The organism is Haloarcula sp. H-GB5 (assembly GCF_054850705.1).
This window is the reverse complement of the sequence record NZ_JBTWBG010000006.1, coordinates 41,736-60,013: the sequence shown is the minus strand read 5'-3', so window position 1 is coordinate 60,013 and position 18,278 is coordinate 41,736. Positions and strand designations below refer to the sequence as shown.

General features: G+C 57.9%; 19 protein-coding genes and 1 pseudogene. 9 read left to right on the top strand and 11 right to left on the bottom strand.

Annotated features, from left to right (window positions below; genetic code table 11):
• The coding region (locus tag ACYJ11_RS19435) for a hypothetical protein (protein WP_461649085.1) at positions 1 to 263 on the top strand (263 nt) is incomplete at its 5' end.
• A gap of 88 nt (positions 264 to 351) precedes the next feature.
• Here ACYJ11_RS19435 and ACYJ11_RS19430 read toward each other — a convergent pair.
• Complete coding sequence (locus ACYJ11_RS19430) at positions 352 to 1,797, bottom strand: amidase (protein WP_461649084.1); 1,446 nt, start codon at positions 1,795 to 1,797, stop codon at positions 352 to 354.
• Positions 1,798 to 1,906: 109 nt separating this feature from the next.
• On the opposite strand from ACYJ11_RS19430, the gene ACYJ11_RS19425 reads away from it, so the two are divergent.
• Positions 1,907 to 2,758: a sulfite exporter TauE/SafE family protein gene (locus tag ACYJ11_RS19425; protein ID WP_079980352.1), complete on the top strand. Its 852-nt coding sequence runs from the start codon at positions 1,907 to 1,909 to the stop codon at positions 2,756 to 2,758.
• A 1-nt stretch (position 2,759) separates the two neighbouring features.
• A complete protein-coding gene (locus ACYJ11_RS19420; protein ID WP_330990219.1) occupies positions 2,760 to 5,195 on the top strand; it encodes a heavy metal translocating P-type ATPase in 2,436 nt (811 codons plus the stop codon).
• A 90-nt stretch (positions 5,196 to 5,285) separates the two neighbouring features.
• Here ACYJ11_RS19420 and ACYJ11_RS19415 read toward each other — a convergent pair whose 3' ends face one another.
• Positions 5,286 to 6,260, bottom strand: coding sequence for a deoxyhypusine synthase (locus tag ACYJ11_RS19415; RefSeq protein ID WP_461649083.1), 975 nt, complete (start codon positions 6,258 to 6,260; stop codon positions 5,286 to 5,288).
• A gap of 91 nt (positions 6,261 to 6,351) precedes the next feature.
• Here ACYJ11_RS19415 and ACYJ11_RS19410 point away from each other — a divergent pair, with 91 nt between their 5' ends.
• Positions 6,352 to 7,089, top strand: a complete 738-nt coding sequence (locus tag ACYJ11_RS19410; RefSeq protein ID WP_461649082.1) for a uroporphyrinogen-III synthase — start codon at positions 6,352 to 6,354, stop codon at positions 7,087 to 7,089.
• A gap of 39 nt (positions 7,090 to 7,128) precedes the next feature.
• Here the strand turns inward: ACYJ11_RS19410 and ACYJ11_RS19405 are convergent, their stop codons facing one another.
• Both ACYJ11_RS19405 and ACYJ11_RS19400 read right to left on the bottom strand, forming a co-directional pair.
• Positions 7,129 to 8,295, bottom strand: a complete 1,167-nt coding sequence (locus ACYJ11_RS19405) for an MFS transporter (protein ID WP_461649081.1) — start codon at positions 8,293 to 8,295, stop codon at positions 7,129 to 7,131.
• A gap of 170 nt (positions 8,296 to 8,465) precedes the next feature.
• Complete coding sequence (locus ACYJ11_RS19400) at positions 8,466 to 9,404, bottom strand: NADP-dependent oxidoreductase (protein ID WP_461649080.1); 939 nt, start codon at positions 9,402 to 9,404, stop codon at positions 8,466 to 8,468.
• Between the two features lie 229 nt (positions 9,405 to 9,633).
• Here ACYJ11_RS19400 and ACYJ11_RS19395 point away from each other — a divergent pair, with 229 nt between their 5' ends.
• Entirely contained in the window at positions 9,634 to 10,098 is a 465-nt protein-coding gene (locus ACYJ11_RS19395) for a nucleoside deaminase (RefSeq protein WP_461649079.1), read from the top strand.
• A 28-nt stretch (positions 10,099 to 10,126) separates the two neighbouring features.
• Here the strand turns inward: ACYJ11_RS19395 and ACYJ11_RS19390 are convergent, their stop codons facing one another.
• Positions 10,127 to 10,450 (bottom strand): DMT family transporter, encoded by a 324-nt coding sequence (locus ACYJ11_RS19390; RefSeq protein ID WP_461649078.1) that lies wholly within the window; start codon positions 10,448 to 10,450, stop codon positions 10,127 to 10,129.
• Positions 10,451 to 10,740: 290 nt separating this feature from the next.
• Between ACYJ11_RS19390 and ACYJ11_RS19385 the strand changes: the two genes are divergently transcribed.
• The gene (locus ACYJ11_RS19385) at positions 10,741 to 11,175 is read left to right on the top strand and encodes a DUF488 family protein, N3 subclade (protein WP_461649077.1); all 435 of its coding nucleotides are present in this window, start codon (positions 10,741 to 10,743) and stop codon (positions 11,173 to 11,175) included.
• A 61-nt stretch (positions 11,176 to 11,236) separates the two neighbouring features.
• Here ACYJ11_RS19385 and ddh read toward each other — a convergent pair whose 3' ends face one another.
• A complete protein-coding gene (gene ddh / locus ACYJ11_RS19380) occupies positions 11,237 to 12,070 on the bottom strand; it encodes a D-2-hydroxyacid dehydrogenase (RefSeq protein ID WP_461649088.1) in 834 nt (277 codons plus the stop codon).
• Positions 12,071 to 12,111: 41 nt separating this feature from the next.
• Here ddh and ACYJ11_RS19375 point away from each other — a divergent pair.
• The 3 genes and pseudogenes from ACYJ11_RS19375 to ACYJ11_RS19365 form a co-directional block, all read left to right on the top strand.
• A pseudogene (locus tag ACYJ11_RS19375) lies at positions 12,112 to 12,300 on the top strand (DUF6610 family protein); the annotation flags it as partial.
• 71 nt (positions 12,301 to 12,371) lie between these two features.
• A complete protein-coding gene (locus ACYJ11_RS19370; RefSeq protein WP_461649076.1) occupies positions 12,372 to 12,719 on the top strand; it encodes a hypothetical protein in 348 nt (115 codons plus the stop codon).
• Positions 12,720 to 12,806: 87 nt separating this feature from the next.
• Positions 12,807 to 13,745, top strand: a complete 939-nt coding sequence (locus ACYJ11_RS19365; RefSeq protein WP_461649075.1) for an ArdC-like ssDNA-binding domain-containing protein — start codon at positions 12,807 to 12,809, stop codon at positions 13,743 to 13,745.
• 43 nt (positions 13,746 to 13,788) lie between these two features.
• Here the strand turns inward: ACYJ11_RS19365 and ACYJ11_RS19360 are convergent, their stop codons facing one another.
• From ACYJ11_RS19360 to ACYJ11_RS19340, 5 genes are all read right to left on the bottom strand, one after another.
• Positions 13,789 to 14,439, bottom strand: coding sequence for a NosD domain-containing protein (locus ACYJ11_RS19360; protein ID WP_461649074.1), 651 nt, complete (start codon positions 14,437 to 14,439; stop codon positions 13,789 to 13,791).
• A gap of 350 nt (positions 14,440 to 14,789) precedes the next feature.
• Positions 14,790 to 14,981: a hypothetical protein gene (locus tag ACYJ11_RS19355; RefSeq protein WP_461649073.1), complete on the bottom strand. Its 192-nt coding sequence runs from the start codon at positions 14,979 to 14,981 to the stop codon at positions 14,790 to 14,792.
• A gap of 144 nt (positions 14,982 to 15,125) precedes the next feature.
• Positions 15,126 to 16,802, bottom strand: coding sequence for a dGTP triphosphohydrolase (dgt, locus tag ACYJ11_RS19350; protein WP_461649072.1), 1,677 nt, complete (start codon positions 16,800 to 16,802; stop codon positions 15,126 to 15,128).
• A gap of 15 nt (positions 16,803 to 16,817) precedes the next feature.
• Complete coding sequence (locus ACYJ11_RS19345; RefSeq protein WP_461649071.1) at positions 16,818 to 17,054, bottom strand: hypothetical protein; 237 nt, start codon at positions 17,052 to 17,054, stop codon at positions 16,818 to 16,820.
• A 267-nt stretch (positions 17,055 to 17,321) separates the two neighbouring features.
• A complete protein-coding gene (locus tag ACYJ11_RS19340) occupies positions 17,322 to 18,248 on the bottom strand; it encodes a helix-turn-helix transcriptional regulator (protein WP_461649070.1) in 927 nt (308 codons plus the stop codon).
• Positions 18,249 to 18,278: the final 30 nt, after the last annotated feature.

The following is an 18,278-nucleotide window of genomic DNA, read 5'->3' as shown; positions in this document are numbered from 1 at the left end:
TTGGGATCTATGAACCAGCGTACTCCGTGATGGGTTTCACCGACCCATTTTTTACAATTTTGTCATTTCTGACTGGGCTTTTCATCAGTACGATGTCGGGAACGCTCGCGGTGCTCACGCTCCTGCTTAGCCCCAACGATTCGAAGGCCAATTTCGTTGTCATGGTGAGTTTCATTGCTCTTGGATTTGGGGCCGCTACGATGCGAGTCACATTCGGGGCCGTTCAAGCATGTCTCGCTGAGATAGTAAGCAGTCTTCTGTAGAAATGAGAAAGGAACCGGTTATTGTGTTTGATCTCGAGAGCTGCTCAAGAGGTCCAGATGCTGTGTCAGCCACCGATAACTGGTCGGTTCACCGTACAGGATACTGATCTATCCACGGTCGAACTCGTTCGAGCGCTGCTGCGACGCTCAAAATATCTGCTTCAGCAAATCGCCGGCCAATAATTTGTAATCCAACAGGGAGCCCGTTGTCGGTAATCCCAGCAGGAACTGACGCCACAGGGTGGCCAGTCATATTGAACACCCATGTCAACATCACGTCTGTCGGGACACCAATCACGGATTGACCGTTGATTTCCGTTGGATAGCCGTCGGTGAGATGCTTGCTGAACGGTGGGACGGTCAGAGTGGGTGTGACGAGAACATCGTAGCCCGTCAGCGCGTCCTGAATGCCATCATATGCATCAGTCCGTGGCGCGTTCTGTAATCGATTGTCGGCAGCGTCGGTCTCTGTTCCTAATGCGATCGTCGATCGAACCGTGTCTTCGACATCTGCCGTCTCGAAGTCGATGCCGTACCGGTCTTCGATTCGTTGAGCAAATGCACTGAAGAAGACGCCAACCTGCGTGACGTACGCCATCGAGAGCTCTTCATACGACGGGAGCGAGACGTCCACAGTATCGACTGTCGCACCGCCGGCCGCTAGGTCCGTGACGGCAGCATCAACTGTTTCACGCACCGTCGATGCAACTGGTTGTAAATCCAGATTCGGACTGTACGCAACCGATAGCTCAGTAGTCGGCCGGTTAGTGGTCTCGACGTATTCCGTCTCTGGACGGGGCACACTAAATGGATCTCGGTCGTCATAGCCTGCGAGGACATCGAGTAAGAGAGCTGTGTCCTCAACTGTTCGTGCCATCGGCCCACCCACAAAAAACGGAGAGTGGGTGCCGAATCCGTCGAATGGGATACGTTCGGGAACAAGCCCGAACGTCGGTTTCAGCCCGATGACGTTACAACAGGAGGCCGGAACCCGGAGCGAGCCACCGATATCTGACCCGGTGGCAAGCGGTACTGCACCCGCCGCAAGCGCCGCTGCCGAGCCACCAGATGAGCCGCCCGCAGAATGATCGGAGTCGAACGGGGTCGGAGTCGCACCAACGAGCCGATTCTCTGTCTTAATAGTGTGACCGAGTGCCGGTGTGTTGGTCGTACCGACGATGACGGCACCGGCAGCTTCCAGCCGTTCGACTGTGATGGAATCCTCGTCGGCCACGTTATCGGCCAATGGAGCGAGTCCCATCGTATTCTTGACACCCTCTTTCCGGCTCCGAAGATCTTTGATTGCGACTGGCACACCGTGGAGTGGGCCGAGGTCTTCTCCACGGGCCGCTGCAGCGTCGGCCGCGTGAGCACGCTCCCGTGCCGATTTCTCAGTGATCGTGATGAATGCGTTCAAATCATCGATTGCTCCGATACGCTCTAGGGTTGACTCGAGGAGGGTTAGCGCAGACACACACCCAGTACGGGCTTCAGACGCAAGTTCCCGTGCCGATCGCTGCATGAATTCGGGCATATCTAATGAACATTCGGGCTGTGTGTTCCTATTTATTCTCATCAGCGACTTTCGAAGTCACGGCCCGAACCGAAACCAACTACACAGGACGGGTGGTATACTCTAATCTATGCTGGCTTTGCCAGCCGTGAGTATGATCTCGGCAGTCCTAGTACAACTGAGTGAGATCGGCATCGCGAGTGGCTACGGACTGGTGGTGTTTTTTCTGATTGGTCTCCTCGGCGGTGCACACTGTATTGGAATGTGCGGCCCGCTCGTTGCAACCTACGCCGAGCGTATGGAAACCGACGACCGCTGGTCTGGCGCACTCACTCTCTATGAAGTGCGGCAGCACGCGCTGTTCAACCTCGGCCGGACGATGAGCTACGCCCTCATCGGGGCTGTCTTCGGGGCTGCTGGCGCGCTACTCTACGGGACGATCGGGCTCGCCGGGATTCTCGGGCCAGTCCAGGGTGTCGTCGGCATCTGCATCGGCGTGGCAATCCTCGGGATGGGGATCACCCGATTGGCCGGCTACCAACAAGGAGCCGTCGAAGGTGTGATTGCCGATACTGGTATCGGATCAGTATTCGCGCGAACCTACACAGTGATCTCGACACGGATCGACCGCTGGGTCAACGGCATCGGCATCGTCGGGCTTGGCGCGCTTCATGGATTGTTGCCGTGTATGCTTCTCTATCCCGCATTCCTGTATGCGTTCGCACAGGGCTCGCCTGTATATGGTCTCCTCTCGCTCGCCGCGCTTGGGCTCGGGACGATTCCTAGCGTGTTCCTCTACGGAACGGTGATCCAGTCAGTAAGCGCCCGCCAGCGACAGGTGGTCCACTATGGACTCGGTGTGTTGTTCATTGGGCTCGGATACGTCCTGTTAGCGATGGGGCTCATGCGGTTTGGCGTCGTGCTCCCGTTGCCCGATATCCCGTACTATCAACCAATCTCCGGCTCGGAGGCGGTTGCGTAACATGTCCACCTGTACACTCTGTGACCTCCCTGTCGAAGACCCAATCATCGACGAGGCCATCGACGGCGAGTTCTGCTGTCGGGGCTGTCTAGAGGTCGCACGCCTGGTTGACAACGGTGAGGACGTCGACCTCTCCATTACGGCCGTCCGTGACCGTGTCGCGGCCGAGGATTCCCAACCCGATGTCCCCGAGGGCGCCGAAACGGCCTACCTCTCGATCGACGGTATGCACTGTCAGACCTGCGAAGGATTCATCGAACTCCTTGCCGAGGAAGAGGACGGTGTTCACGAGGCGCGTGCGAGCTACGCCACTGAAATGGCGCAGGTGGTGTACGATCCTGCCCAGATCGACCGTAACGCGATCTCCGCTGCACTCAGTCGACTGGGCTATCAGGCCCACGGTCCCGACGAGGAAAACGACTCGCTGCGTTCGCGCGTCGAGTTCGGCAAATACCGTGCAGTGCTCGCGGCGGTACTGATGATGCCCGTGTTGATTCTCTACGTCCTGTTCATCTATCCGGTATACCTCGGCATCTATCCCGAGAGCTTTCTCTACGGGAGTACCGTTGAGGCGATGGTGTTCGGGCCGCTCGCGGTCTGGAGCACACTCATCGTTATCGGGCTCGGATACCCGGTCTTCCGCGGGGCCTATGTGAGCCTGAAAGTCGGTCGCCCGAACATGGACGTGTTGATCGCCATCGCGGTGCTCGCAGCGTACCTCTACTCGCTGGCCACCTACCTCACGGGCGGGCGCGACCCGTACTTCGACGTCGCAGTGATGGTGCTCGCGATCGTCACTATCGGCAACCATATTGAGTCACGGGTCAAACGCGCTGCACTCGGCAATCGCGCTGACCTCACTGATTCACGCGTCGATGACGCCCGCCGGCTCGACGACGACAGCGAGGCCACCGAAACCATCGACATTGAAGCGTGTGAGCCTGGCGATCACCTGTTAGTCAAACCTGGCGAACGGGTGCCAGTCGACGGCCAGATCGTCGACGGGACTGCCGCAATCGACGAGGCACTCATCACAGGTGAATCTCTCCCGCAACGGAAATCCGTCGGGGACACTGTACTCGGCGGGTCGATCCCCACAGATAATGCGGTTGTCGTCGAAGTTGGTCCAGAAAACACCAGCACGATGGATCGCCTCGTCGAACTCCTCTGGAACGTCAAGAGTTCTGCGACGGGTGTCCAGCATATTGTCAACCGCTTTGCGGTACTGTTCGTTCCGTTCGTACTCGGGCTTGCCGTGCTAACTGCCACTGGCTGGTTCGTCCTCGGCAACGACCCGAATACAGCTATAATGGTCGGTGTCTCTGTGTTAGTGGTCTCGTGTCCGTGCTCGCTCGGGATCGCGACCCCGCTTGCTCTCGCGGCGGCCACCCGCGATGCCACCGATAATCGCATACTCGTCCTCAACGAGACAGTGCTCGAGCGGATCGACGACTCCGCGGTCGTCGTGTTCGACAAGACTGGGACGCTCACCACGGGGGAGATGGAGCTTGTGGACGTCGCTGGCGACGATCCTGACGAAGTGCTTGCGATGGCGGCCGCCGTCGAACGCCGGTCAAGCCACCCCATCGCCGCTGCGATCGACGATGCCGCCCCGCCGACCACACGCTCTGTGTCGCGTTTCGAGAGCGCCGACCGTACCGTGTCAGCCCTCGTCGACGATACCCGCGTGATTATCGGCCATCCAGACTCCTTTGACGCCGACGAGTGGACGATACCTGCAGAGATCGAGACAGCCGTCACGGACGCCTACGAATCGGGCAATCATCCGACAGCGATTGCCTGGGAGGGTGTCGTCCAGGGGATCGTCTCGGTCCGAGATACGCCGCGTGAGAACTGGGAACGCGTGGTTACCGATCTCACGGATGCGGACCGGGAAATCGTCGTGCTGACCGGCGACGACGAACGGATGACCGAAACATTTGCAAACCATCCAGCGATCGATCACGTATTTGCAGGCGTGCGCCCCGAGTCCAAGGAAGCGATCGTCCAGGGTCTCCGGGAGCGCGGGACGACGACAATGATCGGCGATGGAACGAACGACGCGCCCGCCCTCGCGAGCGCAGACCTCGGGATCGCGGTCTCGAGCGGCACCGATCTGGCGATCGAGGCGGCCGACGCGGTAGTACTGGACGACCGTCTCGACGCCGTTCCCGAAGTCTTCAAGCTGGCGAGTGAAACACGAGGCCGAATCAAACAGAACCTGCTCTGGGCGGCTGGCTACAACGCGATCGCGCTTCCACTGGCAATGACTGGCGTGATCACGCCGTTGATCGCCGCCGTTATGATGGCGGTCAGTAGTCTCATCGTCGTCTTCAACTCGAAGCGCCGCCTGCTCTCGGCGAACGGAGATCAGGTGGCTGCAACCGACTCTAGCGAAGGCAACGATCAACTTGGATCTCCCGCACACTCGGACTGAACGGTCGACCGCCAAGCATCAACTGTAACCACCCTACTACGCTTTCTAGCTACAGTCTGCTACAGCGCCAGTTTAATCAGCAGATCGCACTCACTCGCTGAAAGCACCCGCTACAAGCAGTGGGAAGACGAGCGTTGCTTCTGCTTCAACCTGCGTGTAATTCGTCCGCTCATCGTCTTTGATCTTTCCCCACGATACTGCCTCGTTCGGGGGCGCTCCAGAGAGTGACCCATCCCCTTCCATACCAGTCGAGATGTAGACGACGTAATCCGCCCCGCCACGGAACAGATTTGTCATAATCGCGTGGTGTTTCGGGACGCCCCCTCCAACTGCGATCAGACCTGTCGTGTCAGCAAGCATCCCGTCCTCGATAAGCGAGTCATAATCGTCGAGGATTTCGATGCCGACCTCCGAGTCGTATCCCTGTCTGTAATAGTAGAGAAAGTTCCCAACTTCGGCGTCCGTCAGCGCCGGACAGTACACGGGAACGTCGTTGTCCGCCGCTTGCTTCAGGACCGAATCGGGATCGTCGAGTGTCTCCCCTAACTCGCGGGCAAACGCCGTCGGCGTCCGGACCTTTTCGTCGGCGAAGAACTCCTCGAAGAAGTCGTACAGGTACTCCTCCAACCAGACGTATCGGTCGGAAGGAACAAAGAGATTCCCAAGACGGTTGATTCCCTGTTCCCGGAGCGCGGCCTCGTCCGCATCCCACTCTCCCATTTTGAACGGCTTCGCCGTTTTGATAACATCCTCCGCCAGCGATCCCGCGGTCGTGATAAGCACGTCGACGTACCCTTCACGAACGAGGTAGGCGACGACTTCACGCAATCCCGACGAAATGATATTCGACGTGCATGTGAGATAGATTGTGGCATCGGCGTCTTGCATTTGCTCGGCGATGTCGATGGCCTCTGCGAGTTGCGTCGCCTGAAAGCCCGTCGTTGCATACGCCTCCAGCATCTCCTGAAAATCGAATTCGCCACGGAAGTCGTAGCCCTGCACGTCTGGCGTGGTCAACTCTTCATCACTTCCGGGAACAACGTGGTTGTGAGACTCCTCGTCCATACCGGCAATTAGCAGGATGCCGGTTTGAATCGTTCGAGACTGGTCGCCGATTCTCGGTACACACAAGTCCAGCATCGGCTTACTGTTCAATATGTCCCAGCCGACGGTGGCTGTTCTCCGACCCGACGACAGCCGCATCGTTGAGGCGGTCGAGTATCTCCAGTCACTCGATGTATCCCCGATTCCAGACCCGATGCTGGCAATCACACCGACCGGTCAGGTTCCCCAACATGCAGATTACTGTATCTTCACAAGCGAGACCGGTGTCGATCTAGCTGCGACAGCGGGATGGAAACAACGAGGAACCACTGTTTGTGCTGTCGGAGATCAGACTGCAACCGCATTATGCAATCGGGGCTATTCAGTCGATATCGTTCCATCGACGTTCACATCCACAGGGCTCGTCGACGAGTTATCTACTGATGTCGAGAACCAAACCGTTGAACTTGCTCGGAGTGCACACGGCAGCGAAGTACTTGTTGAAGGACTGGAATCAGCTGGTGCAATTGTCAGCGAAACAGCCTTATATCGCTTGGAACGACCGGAGACTGCGGGACAGTCGGTCTCACTTGCGGTAGACGGTAAGCTGGACGGTATACTGTTCACCTCGCCAAAGACGGTGGAACACTTCGTTCAAATTGCGACTGAACGTGACGCTGTCGCTGCACTCCAACGCGAGCTAGAGGAGACGATTGTTGGAGCGATAGGAGCACCAACAAAACGTGCTGTCGACAAGCATGGGATCGCTGTCGATGTTATGCCGGATACAGTGGGTTTCACACAGCTTGCCGAGGTCACCGTACGTCGAATTCGGGATACCCACCAATGAACACATTCCGTCTCCAATCTGTTAGCTGACTTTGAGTGTTCACTGACGTCTCACCGTAAACCACGTTACTCCGATCAAGAAGGCAGCGGTACCAGACACTAACAGGGTTTGACGATAGCCGAACAGTGCTGCAGCCCCGACACTAAGCGGCGGACCGACCGTCGTGCCGAGTCTGAGAACACTTGTCCGAATACTCATAATGCTCCCGCGGAATTCGTCCGGTGCTCGTTCGTTGAGTGCCGTATCCGTAATCGGCTCTGCAAGTCCTTGACCAAGTCCGAATAGAAGGAGTGCACCAGCAACCACGTGGATGGAGTCCGCGGCGGCGACGATGACGAGTCCGGCCCCGTAACTCATGAATCCCAGTGCGATCGATTGAAAACTGGTAAGCGACCGAAGCACGCGATCACCCTGCATGGCTGTCGCTCCCATCGTAACCGCGGGTAATCCCACGAGAAGGCCGATACCCGCTGAAGAGAGCTGATATTCGTTGGCGAGCAGGAACGGAACGGCAGTGAGTTGCGCGCCATAGAGGATGACGAAGATACCGAAGATTGCGAGATAGAGCACGACGAAGGGGGTCATCGATGTGGGCCCGGTGAGGAATGCACGGATGCTCGAATTCCCACCGTTCTCCTCACGTTGTGGCTCCTCAAGCAGAGTTATACCGGGAACAGCGACGAGTAACGCGAGGAAGAAACACGCGAAGGGAGCCGACCAAGCGACTGTCGCGAGCGCACCGCCGAGTAACGGATAGCCAGCAGCACCCACCGCGAGAATCGCCGCGTTGGTCCCAATCAGCACTCGTCGTTGTTCACCGGAATAGAGGTCGCCGAGGAGTGTGACCGTGAGCATCGCAATCGCACTACTCGCCGCCCCTTGGATGGCTCGCAGGACCAAGATCAGGGTGAAATCGGAAATGAAGATGATGCCGCCGCCACTGAGTCCGAAGATGACGAGCGCCGGGATCAAAATCGGTTTCCGACCGATGCGGTCGGTTAGCAGTCCAATCGGGAGAGTGAGAAAGATTCCGGGGAGCGTGAACGCCGACAGCAAGAGGCTGGCCTGTGCCTCCGAAATGTTCCACGCCTCCTGTACCGCTGGGAGTACTGGGCTGATGAGTGAGACACCCATGACAGCGACGAGCGTACTCGCGAAAATCACGGCTGCTGCTGGTGAGTTCCGGAGTTTCCGTATCCATTCCATCCGTTCTATTACTCTCTCGGTAAGTGCATCCCGTAAGTCATCCGCTACAGGGCGATGGTCACGTTGATCGGTGTTGGAGGATTAGTTCTAATATTATTGTCACAAAAATTGAAGTGGTAGATCCTCTCGATATTGGCTGTAGATCCCAATTCAATGTATGACACGTCGAATCACGCTACGCTGAGAACCAGTTTCCCTCGTACGTGTTCTGTCTCACCTACTTCGTGTGCCTGAGCTGCATTTTCGAGTGGGAATTCGGCACTGATCGTGGGGCGTACTTCCCCGGCGTCAATCAGTTCGCTAATGGTGGTTAACAGTGACGGGGAATTCGACCGCCCACTTACCACCTGTACATCGATGTCGTGGTTGTTGGTGAGCGCTCCCGATGGTTGTCCAACGACTGAAACGAGCACCCCATTTTCCTTGAGCACGTCGACTGAGCGTGCTGGGACTTCACCCCCGACTGTATCTACCACGATATCGACCTCGTCAATCACTGACTCGAAGCGCTCCTCGCGGTAGTTCACGAACTCGTCGACGCCTAACTCCCGGAGATAGTCTTCGCTGTATCCCGATGCCGTGGCGATTACGTCGGCCCCCTTCCATTTCGCCAGCTGAACGGCCATGTGTCCGACACCACCGGCTGCGCCGTGGATGAGAACTCGCTGGTCGGCCGTGCAATCAGCATACTCGAACAACGCTTGCCAGGCGGTCTGCGTGACGACCGGCACGCCAGCTGCCCCCTCGTGATCGAGAGATTTTGGCTTCGGGGCAAGTTGTTCGGCAGGTGTAGTCGAATACTCCGCATAGGAGCCTAACTCCGGGAACCCATTGACACCGAACACTGCATCGCCCGACTCAAATTCGGTAACTGACGCGCCAACCTCCTCAACGACGCCTGAAACATCCATCCCGAGAATAATGGGGAACGGATTCTCGGGCAGCATCGACACCATCTGCATTCCCTGACGAATCCGCCAGTCGACTGGGTTGACACCCGCTGCGTGAACCCGAACGAGAACGTCATCATCAACCGGATCCGGGCGGGGCGCATCCTCGTATCTGAGGACATCCGGTGAGCCGAACTCGTGCATGCGAACAGCCTTCATTCTATCCGTCACTTAGAATCATTCCTCGGTAGGTAAGTCCGCGTTGCAGACTCTTAACCACTCTACATCTGGAATACTGGAGGTCAGAGGGGAGGCTGGCAGCGGGGTGAAAAATCACCGTCATCACCTCCCGAAGGATAGACCAACCGACAGGGACCGTCACAGGCCAAACGAAGCCTGAGTCGCCGTTCCAACCAAGTACTTCACCCAGAGAGACTACCATACAGCTATGGCAGCTCCCAATTTCGACGATTTTGATCACGACGCACATATGCGCGAGACCTTCGAGCTAGCGCGCGAGGCTACCGTTCGTGGCGACAAACCGTTTGGCTCCGTGCTCGTCCGCGACGATACTGTCATCATGAACGATTCGAACCGCGAGATTACGGAGGATGATATCCGACGCCATCCCGAACTCCATCTCGCGTACCGTGCGTGCCGAGAGTACGACGCTGCTGAGCGTGCTGCGATGGTCATGTATACGAGCACCGAGCCGTGTCCGATGTGTGCTGGCGGGATGGCGACAGCTGGGTTCGGTCGCGTCGTCTACAGTGTCGGGAGTGATGAAATCGCGGCGTTCACCGGGAGCGAGCCAACAGTTCGGTGCGCGGAAATTCTGGATGGCGTCAGCGATGTGGTCGGACCACTGTTGAACGAAGAAGGTCGCCAGGTCCACCAGGAGTACGGCTGGTAACCGCCGGACTCCGTTCGGTGAGTCGTCGTTAATGGCCTCCAGAGACGAAGTGGAGGCCAACGATCCCGAAGACGATCACGGAGATGAAGAGGAGACGGGCACTCGTCGCCGGTTCGTCGAATAAGACGATGCCGAGCGAGGCAGTGCCAACTGCGCCGATCCCCGTCCAGACAGCATACGCGGTTCCGATCGGCAGGTTTTGTATCGCTTTCGCGAGTAACACCATGCTGATGATGAGCGCGATGACTGTACCCGCTGTCGGGATTGGTTCTGAGAGGCCGTCAGAATACTCTAAGCCAATTGCCCAAGCGATCTCGAACAGGCCAGCTACAAAGAGCAAGATCCACGACATTCCCCTAGCTCTTGCTCACAAATCGGACTATAGCTTTCGATATCGACAAACAGCCGTTGATTCGATACCTGTTGGACGTGCAGTTTCTATTTGGACCGTACTCCGGCAGTAATGCGTCAATCCGCTAACCGAATCGATGTCGGTCGTCCTACCCGCTGGACAGTCTCGACAGCATAGCCCAGCCATATTCTCGCTCTGCGAACGATCACAAAACCCCCCAGCGGGCAGGGGCCATAGACATCCACCGGGAGGTTGACTACGCTGGGCGCCGAACGGCAAAGACAGAGATCGTGACCACCTCTGACCTCCTCGAGGACACGTACGTCGCAGCGCTACAGCATGATCTCGTAGACATCTCCCCGGAGGCTACGCTCGTGGGTGTGGTACGACGGCCTACTGGCTGGTTCAGAACGACGATCGACGAGAACTACCCGGCACTCGGTCCACCGCCAGACCTCCTGGACGAGTTCAAACAGCGCCACGAGGATTTCAAAATGCAGGGGATGTGTGACGAAGGCGCCCATAATGCTGCCTGCGACGAGGTCGGATTCGAGGACCGGTACCGAACACATCTCACCGAAGCAGCGGATGCTCAGGAGGCAGCTGCTGAGCTCACGGATCGGCTTCGTGACGACGAACACCTTGTCTTCGTCTGTTTCGAGAACACCGACAAGAAACGCTGTCACCGGACGCTGCTCAAGGAGCATATCACTGAACAGCTATAGTGGAAGTCTATCGTGTGCCTCTGTTCGATCTATGCGATCCGCGTAATCCCAAGCCACTCGGCTACACGGATCGATTGACGAGTTCCTCGCCGGCGTCGATGTGGGCGATGTTCTCCCGGACGAGATCCGCGACGTTCCGATAGTAGTCCTCAGTGAATCCTGCGCAGTGGGGAGTGATGAGAACCTCCTCGAACTCCCAAAGGGGGGACTCCTCGGGCAGCGGTTCCGCCTCGAAGACGTCGAGTGCAGCCCCACCGAGCGCCCTAGCTTCGAGGGCGTCGACGAGAGCCGCCTGGTCGACGACAGGGCCACGCGCGACGTTGATCAGAATCGCATCGTCACGCATCGCGGCGAATTCCTCGGTGGACATGAGATGGCGAGTCTCGTCGACGAGCGGTACCGCGAGCACGACAAACTTCGAATCCCGGATCGCCGTATGGAGGTCGGCCGGTGTGTAGACTGTTCGAACCCCATCGAGCAAGTCACCCGAGCGACGGACGCCGACGACGTCGAGTCCGAGCGCGGTCGCCCGGTCCACGATTCCCCGTCCGAGCGTCCCTAACCCGACGATGCAACATCGCTCGTCTGCCAGCGTATATGCGTCGTCCCATGCGGGAGGCGACCACTCCCGCTGAGTCTGCGATTTCACGGCTGGCAGCAGTCGACGTGCGAACGAAAGCATGTATCCCGCGACGGTCTCGCCGACCGCCGGACCGTGGATGCCGCTGCTGTTCGTGAGGAGCACGCCGTGCTCGCGCAATTCGTCGAAAGGAAATCGGTCGACACCAGCCTGAATCGAGTGTATCCAGTCGACTCCCTCGAGGTAGCTCTCGTGATAGGCCATCGTGACAACAGCGTCGTACGGTTCGAGCGAGTCGGCACCAGCATCGAGGATCGCTACGTCGACGATGTCAGTCAGGGCCTACGCCAGTCAATATTGAGAGCGCGGCGTGTACCGAGTGCGGGACGAACGTCTGGCGAACTCGCCGCGGCCCGTACGTCGCCGAATACGATACCGGTACAATCTGTGGATACTGCAGCTACGAGTGCTACTTCAGCCACCGCCATCGAAACAACCTGGAGGAAATCGCCGGCGAACAGAGCGTCTACCTCCCGCCGGCGTGACTTCGCGACCTGTTTTTCGTGCCCCCAGAGAGGGCGAGGGCTCCTTCGAACGCTCTCAGAGGTGACTTCCAGTGAGTCAACAACAGAGTCCCGACAACGTCTCGATCGACGAGATCCCGGTCGATATCGACAACACGCAATCAGCGGAGGTCGATTCCGCCGACGTCCCCGACGAAATCGAATCCATCACCCGTGGGCTCGCCGGTGAGCAGCCGCCGACGAATCCCATAGTGGTTCTCAAAGCGGCTCGGTGGTGGTACATTCACGGCAAGGGCGGCACGGATCCCGCCTTCCAGTGGGCCATCGAGTGGGCGCGTCACCTTGCGACCGACACGCCTAGCGACGTCGAGCGGTTCGACGAGTTCCTCGAGTACCTCGTCACGGTTGGCTTTGCGGACGAACGCCACGAGCTCCGCTGACCGACAGAGCGGTTTTTTGAACGCCCCTGAGGGGTGCGGCGCGGTCTGAACAGACGCAGTCGCCGTGAATTCGATTCGGTGAACACGATGTCCACGACCAGAGACTCGTCGGTCTCCTTCGATCAGACCGACACGCGATCCGACGAGATGAACAGCACTATCGAACAGTGGATCGACGAACTCGTCGCTGGCGTCGACGACGCGCAGGCCAGCGAAGAGTTCCAGGAGTGGCTCGACGTCCAGAGTCGCTTCCACGACTACTCCTACCGGAATACGCTCCTCATCAAGCGCCAGTATCCAGAAGCGAGCCGGGTGGCGGGCTACCGGACGTGGCAGGAGGAGTTCGACCGCCACGTCACGGAGGGCGAGTCGGCCATCTGGATCTGGGCGCCGATCATCACCAAGCAGTGCCCGGAGTGCGAGAACTCGCCGAGCTACCACGAGGACAGTGACTGTGAGTACGACGAGTCGCCATCCGAGGAGTGGTCCGAGGGTCTGGTCGGGTTCAAGCCCGCGCCGGTGTTCGATGTCTCCCAGACCGAGGGCGAGCCACTTCCCGACCTCGACACGGAAGCAACCGGGGACGCTGGTGACCTCGTCGAGCAATTGACTGCCGCCGCTGACGACCTCGGCGTAACGGTGCGAATCGTTCCAGCCGCGGAGTGGACCCACGGCGAGGCGAAGGGCATCTGCGAACAGCTGAGCCTCGTCGACGTCCAGCCGCTCGTCGAGGTGCGTGATCGGGAGAACGATGCCGACCTTGCGCGGACGTTGATCCACGAGTACGCCCACGCCCTGCTCCACTTCGACGTCGACGACGACACCGAGCGGTCGAAACGCGAAGTCGAAGCCGAGGCGGTCGCGTACGTCGTCGGGCGGTACTGTGGACTGGATACCAGCGGGTCGGCGTTCTACCTCGCTGCGTGGGAGTCGGACGATCCCGAGGTCGTTCGCGAGCGCCTCGGACGGATCAGTTCCACAGCAGAAGAGCTCATCGACGTGCTCGAAGGCGAATCCTCGCCCTAACACAATTAACCAACATAGTGATGGATTCCTTCCGCTCTGTTGGTTAAGTTTTTCTGCGCCCGTGGACTGAATTAGCCCGTGTACGTCCACGGGTTGCCGTCGTCGTACTGTCCCGTCTTGTTGTGTTCTGGCCTCCGATTTCCAGCCCACGCTGACAGACGGGGATTATGAGCGACGTCGGGTCGACGACACCCGCCGTCTGTAACCCAGGAACGAGTTGCTGGGCACGGCGGAGAAGCGCGAGCGCCAGTGAACTCGAAAGTGTTCGAGGGGCGGGGTGGGTGACGGCCCCGCTGTCTATCGGTGCCGTCGGACGGAACGCCCGAGACAGGGTACCGTCGCCGTCCCAGTCAGCCCTGGGCGTGTCCGACCAGTCGTTCCGCTCCCAGACGTGCCGGACGTTCCAAGCCTGGGTACTGACGTGGCGCGCGTTCCCCACGAAGGCGTTTTCCGTCACGTTGTTCGTCGGGAGGAGCGAACTGCTCCGTGCACCGATTTCGGCATACGTGAGTACGTTACGCAGGTAGACGGAGTACTTCGAGATGACCTGCAACCCGTGTGTGTTCCGGACAGCGGTGTTCCGTGCGAGATAATTCGAGCGTCCTCGATGATAATACCGTTCTGACTGTTCCCCGCGTAGTTCCCGACGATAACTGCCCCATAGGAGCGCGTTTCCGCGTAGATGGCGTTCCACGTGTCAGTCACCTGGTTATCGAACGTGGTGAGTCGCGGCGCGTATAAGTCGAAGACGCTGACCATCACCCCCTCTATCGCCGTATTTCAGACGACGGTGCCCGGTGCACCGTAGGCGTAGACACCGATCTTCCCACCCAGGAACGTCGCGTCCTGTACGACGATCGGTTCCCCGAGTGCGGAGACGCCCAAGAACCCGTGGTCCCACCACTTCGTCCCGACCAGCGAGAGATCCGTGACGACGGTCCCGCCGCTCTGACGGGCGACGTCGCCGTTTGAAGTCGTGTTGATAGAGACGTCCGATTCGAGGAACTCTGGGCCGCGTGTGAATCCGAACTTGAATGCGCCGTGTTAGAGGCTGTCCATGAAGAGGACTTCCCGTAGCCCGATGCTGCACAAAAGACGATCTACGACGGCGATGAACCCGTCGTCAAGGCAGACTCCTATTATGAGGCCGATGATCGCGCCAAACCTGTCGCTGTCTTTGTCGACGGCCCCGATTACGACAAAAAGCACGTCAAACGAGATGATGACCGCAAGCACCAGCAATTATTGGGGGGTGAATTACCGCTATGTGAGTATTAGCGATCCCGAAGAAGTGCCGGACGTCTGGGAGCGGATTTAGCCCCTGTAGGTCACTATTACAAGAATCCGAAGAGAAAGCTACGACTTTAGTCGTGGGAGAAGTCAGCGAAGGATCTCATTCTGCAGCGACCCTGGCGTATCCCCAGTCAGGCGTTTGTGGAACTCAACCGCCTGGTTTTCGGTCATATTCGAAATAAGGTCCGCGACGATGCGCGCCCGCTGCTCGGTCTCATTTCTGAACCCCTGCTCCGCTGCATCGTCTTGTAGCCGTCCACTGTACGGCTGGGGGATTGCCGATTTGTTCGGATCCGAGCCAGCTTCGTCGTAGAGCGCTCGAAACAATTCACGGATGACTTGTCGCTGCCCACGCTGTTGGCCCATCAATGCCGTGTCTTGAATTACATAGTATTCCGTCAAGTCCTGCAGGGCGTCGATATGCCCCTCAAGCCTCTTCGAAGCCTCGAGGTGGTATTCATTATTCGTATTTTTGGCCAGTGTGAGGAATAGCTCTTTGTCCTCCCGCAACTCTTCGATACTCCTGTCTGGATAGTAGATATTGTTGAGATATCTCGTAATGAGATACGACGTGAACTGTTCTAACCCGTCTTTTTGCTCCTCGGTTGCCTGATAGGGGTGGAAGATAGGGTCGGCAACAGAATACGCCTGATAAGACAGAAATCTCATCACGTCGGTTGGCGTCACATCCGAGCCATCGTATTCCATCGCCGACTCTATATTATCCAGTTCTCGTCTCTCCACATGCTCAAATTGCTCCTCAGAGGCCTCCCGTAGCAGACGATCAAGTGGCAACCTTCCGTCCATATAGAAGTCAGTCAGATCATGGATTGCGTAGGTTAAGTCATCCGCATAGTCCATAATCTCAGCGACGATGGTTTGGCGATCCGTATCGATATCCTGTCGTACCGCATCAAATGCCTGCGCCTCTGTTTTGTAGTATCCAAATTTCCCACGCGACCGGCCATCAACAGCCTCCAAGTCGCCGCTCCATTCGTCGATGCCATCATCTATCCATTCACCACGCCCATATGGATATTTGAGGACCCCATTCAACGATCCGAGCGTGAGCCCCAGTCCGGTCTCAACACCACTGTATGACGCCAGTCGAGTCAGAATGCGGAACGACTGTGCATTCCCTTCGAATCGTATCCCGCACGTGTCCTCAAAATCGATCGCAGCAACTTCATCAAAATCGCTAGGACTCTGTGGCTGGTCTGCAGTATCAGGGTCCTGTTGTGCCTCTTCTGGATCACGCGGTTCATAGCGATCATTCGTTTTCTCTTGAAGCAACTTGTCAAGCTCTTCTTCCGCTAAATGACCAAACGGTGGGTGGCCTAGGTCGTGAGCGAGACAGGCCGCCTCCACAGTGTCGGGATCTAGCTGCCGACGGAGAGCAGAGTCAATGCTTTGCTGTCCTTCCCCATTTTCCAATTCAATACTCTTCGCCAGCGCCGCATCATCGGTTTTCGCTCCTCCATTCGCTTCCACTCGAAGAATGAACTCTGCAAGTCTACGCCCCACCTGAGCAACTTTCAGTGAATGCGAGAGTCGATCATGGTAGAGATACGTCTCCCCTGCTCGTGCGACCTGTGTAACATCCTTCAGACGCCGGAACTCTGGCGTGTATTTAATCCGATCTACGTCGCGTTCGAATGGCGTACGGCCGATTTCTGAATGCTTATCGCCTGACTCTCGGAGAACCTCTTCCGAAGATTTGTACCCCAATAGCCGATCCGCTAACGGAACACTATGAACTGCCATCAGAAGAAAGGAAGTCTATGCAGGGGCCGCCGTTGTCCGCACTTCACCCTCTGCAGCAATCTCTACTCTCCCTTCAAGCATAAGTTCCTTGAGCGCATCTTTGGCATCCCGTTCGGTGACATCCGAACTGTCAGATACCGACGCAACGACATCCCACGGCTTCTGGGCCCCGTCGCCGTTAATGATCTCGATCATTTTCTCGCGAAGTTCCGGCTCGGCGTCTGGACCTGGCTCTATGTGTGTGACGCCCATGATATGCGTAATTCCTATCTCGATTCACTTAATTCCTCGCACCGGTCGTCAGGAAGTCCAACAACGAGATCGTAACTAAACATCACAGTCGCTCTCCTCATGTTTGGACTCCTCAAGGCCTATATCGAGGAATCGCATCTAAGAGCTGTGGGGCACTGTCTCCCCTTTGGCCAGCACTCGCTAATAACCGGCGCCGACGACTGGAGGCGGATACGGGAGCGTATCAGCATTCGTTCGCTCACCTTAGAACTTGAACGGTTGTTGGTCTCATTGTGGTAGTGGCACCTCGTAGTCAGCCGCCAACTCCTGGAACTCGTCCCACGCCGGGAGCCGGTCATCGTCGACCTCGCCGTGCGTCTCGAGGTAGCGAAGCAAGGCGTCGATTTCGTCTTCGAGGCCATACTTCGCCGCCTGCTCTCGGAGGTCCGCCTCGTTGACGTCGACGTGGCTGAGCAGGAGGAGACAGTACGAGCGGTGGCGGCTGCCGTTGTCGATTAGCAGCGTGTGATAGCAGAGCTCCGCCGGCGAGACTTCGTCAAGAGTCTCGGAGTAGAGGTAGTAGCGGTGGTCAGTGAGCAGGAACTGGAGGTCGAACGCGGCGAAACGAGCGAGCCCGGTTTCGTGGAACCCTTCTGCGTCGATCTCCGTCTCGGCTTGGGCGAGGAATTCGTCGTAGTCCTCCCAGAGAATCGTTCCCTTCGAGGCGACAACTTCGAGGCGTTGTCGATGGAGATGATGTGCGAGTTCACGGGCAAACTCGTGCATGCGGTTGAAGTCGGCGTTGAAGTCATAGTGACCGTCGTCCGTCCCGACGAGGCCGCGGTCGCGGATTCGCTTGAGGACACGGTTGACCGTGTTACGGTAGTTGTTGCTCCGGTCGGCGATCTCGGCGACGGTTCGCGGCTGGTCGAGATAGTAGAGCACCTCAAGGGCCTTACCGGTCAACAGCTCGGGGAACTCGATGTGGGAGTGCTGGCGGACGAGGTCTTGATAGAGTTCGACGGCGCGAGCATCCGACGGGACGACCCGTTTTCGGCGGCCGTCGCGTTCCGTGTAGACGAGCCCCTTGTCGACGAGGTCGGCGACGGCACGAGAGAGGTAGCTCTCGCTGTGGTCGAGCTTCATCGCGAGGTCAGAGATCGTGTCGCCACGGTCGACTGTGGAGAGGACCTCAAGCTCAATACGCCGGAGCACGGTGTAACATATTACGAAATCGGTTTATAA